Source organism: Flavobacterium shii (assembly GCF_025847235.1).
In the GTDB taxonomy this organism is placed as follows: domain Bacteria; phylum Bacteroidota; class Bacteroidia; order Flavobacteriales; family Flavobacteriaceae; genus Flavobacterium; species Flavobacterium shii.
The window spans coordinates 42,396-56,106 of the sequence record NZ_JAOZEW010000031.1; the positions used below are offsets into that span (position 1 = coordinate 42,396).

The following is a 13,711-nucleotide window of genomic DNA, read 5'->3' on the forward strand; positions in this document are numbered from 1 at the left end:
ATCAATTAAAAAGTTATGTTACATCCTATAGTGAATGATTTTGGAATAGGTTGTGCGTAGATATTTCCATAAGTTTCCGGATCAAAATATCCTTTGTAATCAGAACTAATAACGAATAAATTTCTTGCTTCAACGCTAAATCTGATGTTATCAACAAACATTTTCTGAATTGCTTTTTTAGGCAATGTATATCCAAAACGTACACTGCTTAAACGCATATAACTCATGTCGTGAACCCAAGTATCCAAAAATTTATTAGTATCAATCTGGTTACCTCCAGAAAACCAATTGTAAGCCATCCAAGAATCTCCTGTTCCAGAATCATTACTTACAATTCCTGGTAAGTTTGATCCTGTATTAGTAGGTGACCATGCATTTAGAATATCAGTAGTGAAGTTTCGTCCACGATCTACCATAGTACCATTATAACTTGGTCTTTCTACAACAGTTTGTTTAATATTAAAAGTCGTTGCTATAGTAAGATCAAAATCATGAATTTTGAAAGTATTGGTAAAACCACCTGTAAACTTAGGATCTAAATCTCCTACATAGGTAAATAAATCTCTAATTTCTTTGGCTTCAAATTTAGATTGTGATAACTCTCCAGGGAATAAATCCGGATAAAGGTCATATAATTGAAAGAAGGTTTGTGTATTAACAGTTTCACCTTTTTTATTTACGAATAATGGGTAACCATTCTCATCAATTCCAGCTGTTTTTAAAGCAAATACAGCATTAACAGGATATCCTTCTCTTGATGGCGTATACGTGTTTTCTCTTACTTGCATACGATCTACATTACTCTTATTGTGAGAGAAGTTAATATTAGTACTCCATTTAAAATTTGGACGATCAATATTTTTGGTAGCCAATGCAATCTCAAAACCTTTATTAGATACCTGTGCCCAGTTTAAGGTAGAAAATTCAAATCCATTCTCAACAGGAAGAGATTGAACTCCAATTAAATCACTACTTTTTCTTCCATATACATCGGTAACGATACTAATACGATTGTTGAATAAACCAAGATCCATACCTAAGTTGGTATTCGTGGTTTTTTCCCATCTTAGTTTGTCATTTGGAGGAGTTATTACTGTGATAACAGGCTCACTTTGTCCAGGCAAAATAGTTACATTTTTATATTCACCTACAACATAAGGAGATGTTCCTTTATCTATATTTCCTTGTAACCCATAAGAGGCACGTAATCTCAAGTTAGATATCGTTTCGTTGTCTTTTAAGAAACTTTCTTCAGATGCTAACCAAGAACCAGATACAGCCCAAAGTGGTAAGTATTTATACTTTGGATCTACACCAAATAAGTCAGAACCATCATAACGTACACTCCCGAAAACGGTATATTTTCTGTTATATGTATAGGCTGCAGTAGCAAAAAATGATGCAAATGCATTTTCATTTTTGTTCTTTTTATAAGTTCTATAGTTAGGATCATTAGCAACATCTTGGTTAGGAAAAATAATTTGAGTTGAAGTCAATGTTTTATCATCATAACCAAATGCTTTAGTTGCAATACTAGTATTGTAGTTTCTTCTCAATTCACTTCCTGCCATAATATCTAACTCATGTTTTTCATTGATAACAGTATTATAATTCAACATTGTTTTCCAGTTGTATTGGAAAAAATCTGCATTAGTATTTTGGATAATTCCACCTTCTGGAAGAAAATAACTTGGTTTACCACTACCGAATCTAAGTGATTTCTCTCTTTCTTTTCTGGTAAAATAAGTATCTTTTGCAGCATACTTTTCAGTAGATGTATTGTCAAATTGTAAACCTACTTGTGTACTCGCTTTTAAATCTTTGGTAATTCTATAATCGATATCAAGAATTGCCTTAATAGCTCTACTTTTTAATTGATAAGAAGTATTTTCCCTTTCTTCTATAATATTAAAAGGAACGTAACGATCAGAATAACCGCTAATGTCTTTGTCGTAATTATAACTTCCATCAGCATTGTATGGCGTTAAATATGGATTTACTGTTCTAGAGTAATTAGCTGGATTTGTGAATCCATCAGTATCCGAGATATACGATTTTGTAGTACTTTCTGAACCAAATAAACCAATACCAATATTAAGTCTATCGCTTACTTCAAAGTTATTTTTTAAAGTAAGATTGTATCTGTCGTAACCTGTTCCTATTGTAGCTCCTTCTTCATTATAAGCTCCCAAAGAGAAATAATAATCTGATTTTTCTCCACCGCCAGAAAAACTCAAACCATATTGCGTATTTACTGCTGTTTGGTATAATAAATTCCCCCAGTTCGTGTCTTTACCTCTTAAGGCATTGATAGAATTTTGCGTGTTTGATGAAAGAGACGAAAAACCTCCCGCTCTATAGGCTCCTAATTCATTAGCCTGTTTTAGAATACGGGAAATTTCACCGCCACCGCTTCTATATGTTAGATCTTCACGTGAAGCCATTGCTAACTCCAAATCTACTTTTTGCGAAGCATTTAATAAATTTAATCTCGAAAGATCCGGTTTTTGAGTAACGAAAGTATTTGCTGTAAAGTTTACTTTCATACTTCCTTTTCTTCCTTTTTTGGTAGTAACCACAATAACTCCATTTGCAGCTCTTGCTCCATAAATAGCAGTAGCAGCAGCATCTTTTAATATTGTAATATCTTTAATATCATCAGGGTTTAATCCTGCAATAGAAAAGTTGGTTAAGTTATCAATATTATCTTTGTCATAATTTTGAGGAACATCATTGCTTTCCAACGGTAAACCATCCAATACCCATAATGGATCTTGAGAACCAGAAAGAGATGCTGTACCTCGAACTCTTATTTTGGCTACTGCTCCGGGAGCTCCAGTTGCCTGAGTAACAGCTACACCCGCAGCCTGACCTATTAATAGTTGGTCTAAACTTGCTACACCTGCTTGTTGTATATCCGACATATTAACTTTTGCAACAGCAGCAGTTAATTTTCTTTTTTCAATTTTTTGATACCCAGTCACAACAACTTCTTTAAGCTCACTAAGATCAGGCTTTAAAGAAATAGAATATGCTTTTTGAGCAGTAATCTCGATAGTGTGAGATTGATATCCCATGAAGGTTACTCTTACGCTAGTGGTATTCTTGTTTATTGTCAATTCAAAATTTCCATCAAAGTCAGTAACAGTTCCAATACTGGCGCTTTCGATAACGCTTTTTTGTTGTGTACTATTAGAAACAGAACTGTTTTCGACATAAACAGTTGCTCCCGGAATTGGTAATTTGTCTTGGTAATCAATTACTTTTCCAGTAATCGTTCGTGTTTCTTGGGCATACCCTGCAAAGGTCAAGAGTAAGCTCAAGGTGTAAAATAATTTTCTCATTTTCTGGTTTTAATTTGATAAAGATTTATAGTGTGGTATTTAAAGCTCTTTCAATTCGTTGTATCAAGTCAAAATAATGATTTTGAGTTTCTTGATTTCCAATGTTCTTCTTAGTTCTTAATAATTGCAAAATTTGTCTTAATTCTCCTTTTTTGTCAGAGGTAACCTCTGTAACTCTCTTTAGAGAAGATTGATTTATATTACGTCCCATTCTTGATTCATCCAGTTGATTACACAAATGAGGGATGTTTAAATTCTCTTGTATTTCGATGATTTTTTTACCGTCTGTTTTCTCAAAAAGTTTGTTGGTAGAAACAATAAGTACATCAACATAATTTTTTTGTGTCATACGTTCCATAATCGTCAATGATTTATTTTGGATTGTAGGAGCAAAAATATTCTGACTCAATGTTTTGAATAATTGTGTTACAGTAAATACATTTTCTTTAGCTTCATTACGCTGAAATAATTCATTTTCGGTAATACGCAATAAACGATCATCACTAAGCATACTATATAAAGTACTATATTGTAATTCTCTTGCTAGGGTATATGGTGTATATTCATAAGGTCCAAGTGGAGAATCTTTTAATGGATTCGTTTTATCTAGTATTGGATTAAAAAACAACCATTCTGGAATAGTGATGCTGTTTTTTAATAAATAAGCTACAGCTCTCTTTTGTATTGCGGCAGGAACGGCTACATAACTTGCTTTGTTATCTCCATGAACAGTTGTATTAAGATAAATACCTCCAAGATTGCTTAATACGTGTCTGTTATAAAGTTGCCATTGACCTATTGTACCAATGTAAAGTTTCCCAGTTTCATAATAAGACTCATCTTTGTCATATGTCCATTCCAGGATATGACTTACAACACGTTTTAAATTCTTAAGACCATATTCACTGGCTTTCATCGCATCATTTCCTAAATCTTCCGATTGAGAACGTGGATCAACTATTTCATCTTGCTGCTCTCCATAAAAATAGATTGGGTCATCTTGATGTTTAGTAATCAAACCATTTAATGCAGTGTGCTCTTCTTTTTCGTCACCATACCATCTGTATCCCCATTCAATAGCATATTTGTCATATTCACCAATTTTTGGCGTAATAGCTTCTACATGATCTTCTGGCTGAGCGATATAATTATAACGAGCGTAATCCATAATCGATGGAGCAGTTCCTCCCATCTTGGCAGTAAAATCCTTAGAACGTAGCGACTCTACATCATAAGCAAATGAAGAACCCATATTGTGTTTTAAACCAAAAGTATGTCCAACTTCGTGAGAAGAAACAAAGCGAATTGCTTCACCCATATGTTCGTCACTAAATTTATTCCCTCTAGCTTTAGGGTCAATTACACCGGTTTGTATACGCATCCAGCTTTGCAAAGAAGTCATTACGTTATGCCACCATATAATATCCGATTCAATTATTTCACCACTTCTTGGGTCAACAACTGCAGGTCCCATAGCATTCGATTTTTGAGATGCTACATAAGTTATAACAGAATAACGAACATCATCAATATCAAAGTCGGTATCTGCCTCAGTAGGTTCTTTTGCAATAACAGCATTTTTAAACCCTGCTTTTTCAAAAGCTACTTGCCAATCATGCACTCCAGCAATAATGTAAGAGCGCCATTGTTTAGGTGTTGATGGATCGATATAATAAACGATTGGCTTTTTTGGCTCAACCAATTCTCCTTTACGGTATTTTTCGATATCCTCCGTTTTAGGCTCTAATCTCCAACGAGTTATTAGTTCTCTTTCGCGCATTGCATGCTGCTGATCATTAAAATACCAATGTTTCTCTGTAAAATAACCAATACGGTTATCAGAAAAACGTGGTTGCATCGGAACTTTATCCAATAAAACAATATTACTCGTAACACCAATTGTAACCGATAGGGCAGGACCACCACCTTCGCTTACAGAAGTTGTAAGTTGAGATTTAACAACAATATTTTTTGGAAATGCTTTTGCAAATTCAATATATGATAGATCTGATTTTACAGAACCTCCAAAACCAATATTACTTAAGACATCATTAAAACTTTTTTGTTTTCCGTCAAAAATCTTATTTACTTTAATTACAATCGAAGTTGAATCATTATTCTTTGTTTCGATATCAAAAACCTCTATAATAGATTCCGAAAAATTATTATTTACCGAAGCTGTTATAGCATCATCTTTTGGAGACGAAACACTAGGAACCGATGATTTTACCCATACTTTTTTGGCTACAAGGTCTTTATGAAAAGTAATAATCTTATTCTCATAATTCATTCCCTTATTTAGTCCAGCCTCATTAACTTGCATTGGAACATTCGAAATTTTATTAACTACAAGAAATTCCCTTTGAAAAAGAGAATCATTTATTTCAAGATAAAGATCTGTTTTAACTTGTATTATATTGAATAATCCTTTTTTAAGAGTACCATCTTTTAAAAGATCATTATATTTTTTTCCTTTTTTGTTACTTGTAGAATCCTTAGCTTGTTCAGTTTTGTTTTCTTTACTCTTTTTGTCTTTTTTCTGCGCAATAATTGTACAACTACTAATTAATAATAGAAGTATAAATGTGTTTTTTAAATTTTTTAATAATGCCTTTTCCCTCATTTAAAGTTAAGTTTAGGTTAATTTTTCGCCTAAAATATTGTATCCATTACGTTAAAAAAAACAAAATGGAGTGAGTGGCTTTTTTTTGGGAGTGAATGCTTTTTTTATTCAATTAAGGGTAAAATACAGACAAAAAAACCGTCCCTTTTAAAGGTATCAAAATCAGTTTTCGAATAGTAGCTGTAGATACTCTGTAAGTACTTATGACCAAACTTAGACTCTTTTTCGAAGTTTTGTTTTTCATTTAGATTATTGGTAATGACCACCTTATTTTCTTTGATGAGAATTGTAATTTTTAATGGATTTTCATCAGAAGCAATATTATGTTTGATTGCATTTTCTATGGCAATCTGAAAAGCCAGATACGGCACTTTCTTTAATAAAACGTTATTGTCTTCGATTGTAATCGTAAAGTCAAATTCTTCTTTAAATCGCGTTTGTTGCAAAAAGATGTATTTTTCTATAAAAAGAAGCTCTTCTTTTAGCGTAACAATATTCTGCTCAGGGGGATTAATTAAATACCGATAAATTTTAGAAAGATTCAAGGTAAACTTGCGTGCTACACTAGTATTACTACCAATGAGCATATAAAGAGAGTTTAAAGAATTAAATAAAAAATGAGGATTAATTTGCTCCTTTAATTGGTGCAATTGAATTAATGCTTTTTCTTTCTTTATCTTTTCATTTTCTAAACTTAGTTTGTTTTTTTCTTTGGCTAAATCTTCTTTTTCCTGAAAGCTTTTGCGTGTAAAAATGGCAAACAAATAAAAGAATACAAGCAAGATTGCTGTTGTAATAAAATAAATCAATGATGCATATTTTTTTATATCATCTACATCTTCGTTTGAAATATTCTCTGGAAAATTGACACAAACATACCAGTCAGTACCATTTACATTTAGCCGTTGTGTGTACCTAAGGATATCTAATTTTAAATATTCAGAAAGTGCTACTCTTTTAGAAAAGCCTTTTTTGGTAATAAATATAGTATCTGTAGGAACGATATTTGTTACTTTAAAAACATTCTGTTTTATAAATTTAATTTCGGGATGATAAAGTATAGTTCCTTCTTTATCAAATACAAAAGCATAATTTTCTGCCAATTGATCTACGGTAGAAAAATAGAATCGTAATGCTTTTAAATCAATATCATAACCATAGCGTACGACTTCGCCATTTTTTGTTTTAGACTTAAAATAAATGCGCCAAAAGATGTTTTTACCATCTTTAATAATAGTATTAACTCTGTCTTTATTACCATTTTTAGCAATAAAATCGTTTATACATGCTGTTAAATGAGCTTTATCATTAGAGGTTCTTAGCTCTATTTTTTCATTATTTATCTGGAACCAATTGTTCTTAACAAGATTTTTATTGGCATGTACAGTACTTAAAACTCTTAAATTATCCGATAGATTATTAGGAGTACTAATTTCAATAATCTGAATTATTTCTTTTTCAACCTCCAAAAAACGAGAAAATTCGAGTGCTAAAACTTCCTTTTTTTTGAAAAAACTACGCAGTGAATTAGTCGAATTAGATTTTTCGGATATTTGCGTTATTAAACCGCTTAATATATAAATAGAAAACAAGGTAAGGACCACAAAAACAATCCCTAGAATAAAGAAGTTACGCCCCGAAAGGCTATTTTTTGATTTAAAATTCAATGGTATTCTTTAAAAATAAGGAATATTAGATTCCTTATTATAATGTGGTATTATTAATTTTTTGCAAAGATAACTTTTTTATAAGCCATCCTTTTTGGGACTTATAAAACGTATCTATCAATATATCAGGTAAATCTATAAATAAAGTAAGTCTTATTAATTTATAAATTAGACTTTACTAGTTATTTAAAAGCTATATAAGTTATTTAAGAAAAATAAGTTTGGGAATATTCCACTTATTTGAACTTATATGAATTACTTTTTAAGTCTTACTGAATACTTTTAATCTGAAGATGCTCCATTTTTTTCCCTGCTAAGGTTTTATTCCCAACAGGTTTAAAACCTAATTTTAAGTATAATTTTTTAGCATTGGGATTTTCTTCCTCTACAAGTAAACCTAAAGTATATTGCTTTTTGTTTGCATATTCGTCTATCAAGAATTGCAGTATTTTCGATCCTATGCCTTTTCCCTGGCATTTAGGACTCACACCCAAAGTATCAATATAGTATTCTCCAGCTTGAGTTTCGTCCTCGGGATTAAAGTCTTTATTAAAATGAGTTCGTACATATTGAACAATAGGCTCTCTTAAAAGCTTTAGTTCTGCACCATCATATATATTTACAGCCGCAACAATTTCATTATCATCTTCTACAACGAAGCAATTCTCATAAGAATATTGATTGTTTTCTTTCTCTATAAAGTACAATAAAAAATCTTTTGCTTTAGCATGGTTTTCTTCCTTAATGAACTTATACACTATACCTTCCATTGCTAGCAGCAAATATGTAGCAATGTATTCTGCGTCCTTTATTGTTGCTTTTCTAATTATCATCGTTAGTTCTTTTTCGTTTTGGCAAAAATACCCTAAACTTGCATATATACCAAAAACAGACGAATATATTAAGTTTTATTTAGGGATTTTTTAAGCAAACTCTGTTTTATTAGTAATAATGAAATATATCTTTCAAAAAATCACTTTAACCGCATAGGTTATTAAAAAACATACAAGCTTTTTTTAACCTCAAATAGACTTTCGAAACTTATATGACAATTTTATTGTCACAATCTTAATATAGAAATTGTTATTGTTCTCATTTTTTTGATTAAAATCGCAAAACAATTCCTATTTACATCAAAATTAGTATTTATATTATAAAAAATGCTAACTTGTAGTACAAGTTCTAGACACGAATTTTCAATGTTCTACATTGTAGTAAGTTTTAGCAGGTTATTTTTGCATATTATTTTTTATAAAAAAGAAAAATATGTTTCTAAAAATAATTTAAAGTATGTAAATTGTAATTGCATATTATTTTTTTATATTTAGTTAAAAGACTTCTCCAAATCTCTTTTAAATACTTGTTCTTGTTTTAGTTTAGTGTTAATTATTTTTACAAAATGAAAGTGCCAATTAAATTTATTTGACTTTTAATTGATAACTCATATTTAATATTTGCAAAACAATTTCTATTTAAATTGTAGTACATAATACTACTTCAAATACCTATATTATAAACAGTTGTTATAAGTTATATTTTGACTTATAACGGTAATAAAATATAAATTTTGATTAAAAAGAGCTTGATAAGAAATACGTTTAGTTTTAAAAAACTAAAGTTTGAACATAGAAAAATAATACATTATACTTTATTGGCATGTGTTATTCTTTTACAAATTACTGCTGTTGTAATTTGGCATAATGAAACGAGCAATGAAGCCAAAATTGCAAAATATTTTAATTCATTAAACTATTTAGACAATATAAAGCAACTTACAGGTGAGGTTAATAATTCATTTATTAATTCTCAAAAGTATTTTAACGACTACATTAGTAATAAAGACGAAGCTTCATTAAAAAAATATTCGGCCTCATTAGTCGAAACGGGGCAATTAGTAGATAAACTAAGTGCCGAAACTGCAAATAATAAGGAATTTAATACCCTATTACAGGAAAAGAATAAGTCCGAAGCTAATATTATAGCTTTAAAATCGACTATAGATTCTATTATTGTTTTTCAAACCGATCCAAAGAATGATAAAACTTCTGATTTATTAGATTTTAAAAAATTTGAATACAAGAAAATTTTAGACAGCATTAAAACCGATTCCTATATGAAGATTGACAGTGTATCCCGAAAAGGACTTTTTTCGAGATTAGGAGATGCACTTGCCGGGAAAATGGACATACAAAAAGAACAGTTAAAAATCATTGTAACCATGAAATACAACGATAAACTGGTATCTGGGAGTATTGAAGACCAAATAAAAAACGTATTTATAACGACCAATAAATATTACGAAAAACAATTTAATAATTTAAAGAAATCTTTTTCCAGTTTAAGAGAGCAAGACTTAAAACTGACGGAGCTAAACAACAAACTGATAAATTTAAGTGCCGAAATATTGCCTAATTATAGTGATCCGGCAAATACACTTCAGGCTGACACCAAAAAGCAATTAAAAGAACAATATAAATCAAATATTAAAGTTAGGAATTATACTTTATTGATACTCATCATATTAATGTTTATTATATCAATTATAATTTTCAGCTTTACAAGAATGGCTTTTGGATATGAAAAAAGGTTAACTATTGCTCAAAATAAAATACGACAAAGCTTAAACTTTAAAAATAGAATCATGGGAATGATAAGCCACGAAATTAGATCACCTCTAAGCATCATTTCTATATATAGTAAGAAAATAAGTTCCTCTGTAAAAGATCCCGAGATAAAAGATACTTTCAAATCTATTCAATTTACAACCAATTCATTACTTCTTTTGTCAAATCAGATTTTGGAATATTCCAAAGAAGAGAATTATAAGCCTGAACTAAAAAGTAAAAACTTTTATTTAAAAACCGAGATAAATCAAATTATAGCTTCATTATCATCATTGGTAGAAAGTAAGGGGAATAAAATAAAGGTAAAATCCAACTTAAATTCCGATTACGAAGTTTATTCAGATGCTACAAAAATTCATCAACTCTTTTATAATATTGTTGGTAATGCAAATAAATTTACAGAAAACGGACTTATATCGATCAACATTGACCTTGAAAATATTTCGGATTACGAGCAAAATCTAAAAATAGAAATTCAGGATAATGGATTAGGTATTCCCGAAAAGGATCTTAAAAATATATTCGAATTATATTATCAAGGAACGATATCGGGCAATATTAATGATTTAGGAGCTGGATTAGGCTTAAACTTATGCAAAGAAATAGTCGAATTATTTGACGGAGAAATTAATGTTGAAAGCGAAGAAGGAAAAGGCACAAAAGTTGTATTCAATTTGATACTAAGTCAGGTTTAAAATACAAAAAGATAAATGCTGTTCTGTAAAACAGGTTTATTATAATTTAATTTATACACAATGAGTTCATCAAATAGCTATAGTTTTTTAATTGCCGACGATCATGTTGTAGTACGTCAAGGACTTACTTTAATTATAAAGGAGCTATTTTTAAATGCTACAATTTATAAGGCAGCAAATTTTAAAGATACGTTTAAAGTACTAAATGAAGTCAAAATTGATTTATTGATTTTAGACGTAAATTTTCCAGACGGCAATAGCCTGAATATCTTAACAGAAATTAAAACGATTCAGCCCGATATTAAAATATTGATATTTTCAGCTTTCGAAGAGAATATTTATGCCATGAGATATTTAAATGCTGGAGCATCTGGATATCTAACGAAAGAAAGCTCCGAAGAGGAAATGAAACTGGCAATAAATACAATGATTACAACAGGAAAGTATGTTACTCAGAATATTAAAGATCGAATTCTTGATTCTTATATTTCAAAGAAACCTACTAATCCATTAGAACTATTATCGAACAGAGAAATGGAAGTTGCCCAATTACTAGTAAAAGGATATGGTAACCTAGAAATTCTAGAATTATTAAAGATCAAAAAAACGACTGTAAGCACTTACAAAAACCGAATTTTCGAGAAATTGGAAATGGAGAATTTGGCCGATCTTATAAAGCTCTTTCAATTGTATCACGACGAAAGCAACTAGACTTAATTAAGTTTCAAACTTCAATTAATAAGAAAGTCTCCAATTTTCATTGGAGACTTTCTTATTAATTCAATTCTTATTAATTGTGAATAATCACTTTGATATAATTTAAGAATTACTAAACTGTAAGTTACTTAGGTTTTTATACGTTCCGTTTTCTAAAGCAATTAATTCCTGGTGCGTTCCTTGTTCTGAAATTACTCCATTATCAAGAACCAAAATTTGATCGGCGCTACGAATCGTAGAAAGACGATGCGCAATAATGATACTTGTTCTTCCTTGCATCAAAATCTCTAACGCTTCCTGAACTAGTTTTTCGCTTTCACTATCCAATGACGATGTTGCTTCATCAAGGATTAGGATACTAGGATTTTTAAGCAATGCACGAGCAATAGCAATGCGCTGGCGTTGTCCACCAGAAAGCTTAATTCCTCTTTCTCCAACAAGAGTATCGAATCTTTCAGGGAAACCTTCGATAAAATTAAATGCATTGGCTTGTTTTGCTGCCAATAAAATTTCTTCTTCGCTAGCATCTGGTTTTCCGTAAGCGATATTTTCTCTAATTGTTCCTCCAAATAAAATCACATCTTGGGGAACAATACTCATATTACCTCTTAAGTTTTCCAAATCATAATCATAGATATTTTTTCCGTCTACAATTATTTCTCCTGCATCAATATCATAAAAACGAAGCAATAAAGAAGATATTGTTGATTTTCCCGCTCCACTTGGTCCCACAATCGCTATCTTCTGACCGAATTTGGCTGTGAAATTAACGTCTTTTAAAACCTTAATCTCTTTTCTTGATGGATAGCTAAATTGTACATTTTTGAAAATAACATTTCCTTTTATTTTTTCAACAGAAGTTGCATTTTGATGTGAGTTTATTTTCTCCGGATGTTCATCCAATAATTCAAAAACACGTTCGGTTGCTCCAATAGCTTTTTGTATTTGAGCATATAATTCGGCAATCCCACCAAAAGAAGCTCCAACAAAAGTAGAGTAGAGGACAAACGAAATTAATTGACCAACACTCATTTCGCCAGCAATACTCAATTGAACACCATACCAAACAACAGCAACGATTGCTCCAAATAAACAGAAAATAATAAACGAAGCAAAGTAACCTCGGTATTTACCACCTTTGATAGCTAGTTTTACAACTTCTTTAATTTTTCCGTTATAACGGGCAATTTCATACCATTCATTTGCGAAAGCTTTTACAATACTTATTCCTTGCATTGTTTCCTCGACAATTACCTGACTCTCGGCAACCTGATCTTGTACTTTTTTTGAATATTTACGAATAAAACGACCAAAAATAACTGCTGCAACTGCTACAAGCGGAACTACAGAAAGCATTAATAATGTAAGTTTGAAACTTTCGGTAGCCAATAAAATTACACCACCAATGATTAATATAAACTGACGTAAAAACTCTGCAATTGTAGATGTTAATGTATCTTGAATCTGAGTTATATCGGCACTTATGCGACTATTTAATTCCCCAACACGTTTGTGAGAGAAAAAAGTCATAGGCAGTTTTACCAGATTACTATAAAGAGCCGAACGAAGATTTGCCAGCGTATTTTCGGTAAAATTTACAAATAATGATAATCTGAAAAAAGAACAAATCGATTGTAAAAAAAGGATAACAACCAATCCCAGCGCAATCATATTTGCCTCGGAGTTGTCTTTGTTCTTAACGCAATCGATAAGCATTCCAATTAATTTAGGAAAGGCTAGGGCAGTTGCTCCTGTAAAGAGTAAGAAAACCAATCCAACATAAAATTTCCATTGATGGTTTCCGGCATATTTAAATATTATGGTTGCTTTATTGAGTGAAGTAGCGGTTATTTTTGATTTGGGTAAATCATTTTCTTTGAATCTTGCCATTGTATAGTATTTATAAATGCAAATGTATGACTATAGAGAGTTACTACAAAAGAATTGTCCCATTTCGTGAAGTAATTAAAGTATTGAAAAATAAGGAAGTAAAAAAAACGTTAAGATTATTTTAAAAAAGACTTGCAAATACCAAATCTAG

The 13,711-nt window shown here is 30.8% G+C and carries 7 protein-coding genes; 2 read left to right on the forward strand and 5 right to left on the reverse strand.

What is annotated here, in order from left to right; genetic code table 11:
• Positions 1 to 5: 5 nt before the first annotated feature.
• The 4 genes from OIU83_RS21730 to OIU83_RS21745 all read right to left on the reverse strand — a co-directional run bounded on the left by OIU83_RS21730 (position 6) and on the right by OIU83_RS21745 (position 8,467).
• Entirely contained in the window at positions 6 to 3,344 is a 3,339-nt protein-coding gene (locus OIU83_RS21730) for a SusC/RagA family TonB-linked outer membrane protein (protein WP_264208370.1), read from the reverse strand.
• A gap of 25 nt (positions 3,345 to 3,369) precedes the next feature.
• Positions 3,370 to 5,967 carry a zinc-dependent metalloprotease gene (locus OIU83_RS21735; RefSeq protein ID WP_264208371.1) on the reverse strand — a complete coding sequence of 866 codons (2,598 nt, stop codon included), beginning with the start codon at positions 5,965 to 5,967 and terminating at the stop codon, positions 3,370 to 3,372.
• 104 nt (positions 5,968 to 6,071) lie between these two features.
• Positions 6,072 to 7,634 carry a sensor histidine kinase gene (locus tag OIU83_RS21740; RefSeq protein WP_264208372.1) on the reverse strand — a complete coding sequence of 521 codons (1,563 nt, stop codon included), beginning with the start codon at positions 7,632 to 7,634 and terminating at the stop codon, positions 6,072 to 6,074.
• Between the two features lie 269 nt (positions 7,635 to 7,903).
• Positions 7,904 to 8,467 (reverse strand): GNAT family N-acetyltransferase, encoded by a 564-nt coding sequence (locus OIU83_RS21745; RefSeq protein ID WP_264208373.1) that lies wholly within the window; start codon positions 8,465 to 8,467, stop codon positions 7,904 to 7,906.
• A gap of 734 nt (positions 8,468 to 9,201) precedes the next feature.
• Here OIU83_RS21745 and OIU83_RS21750 point away from each other — a divergent pair.
• The gene (locus OIU83_RS21750; protein WP_264208374.1) at positions 9,202 to 10,953 is read left to right on the forward strand and encodes a sensor histidine kinase; all 1,752 of its coding nucleotides are present in this window, start codon (positions 9,202 to 9,204) and stop codon (positions 10,951 to 10,953) included.
• 60 nt (positions 10,954 to 11,013) lie between these two features.
• A complete protein-coding gene (locus OIU83_RS21755) occupies positions 11,014 to 11,664 on the forward strand; it encodes a response regulator transcription factor (protein ID WP_264208375.1) in 651 nt (216 codons plus the stop codon).
• Between the two features lie 108 nt (positions 11,665 to 11,772).
• Here the strand turns inward: OIU83_RS21755 and OIU83_RS21760 are convergent, their stop codons facing one another.
• Complete coding sequence (locus OIU83_RS21760) at positions 11,773 to 13,560, reverse strand: ABC transporter ATP-binding protein (RefSeq protein WP_264208376.1); 1,788 nt, start codon at positions 13,558 to 13,560, stop codon at positions 11,773 to 11,775.
• Positions 13,561 to 13,711 lie beyond the last annotated feature (151 nt).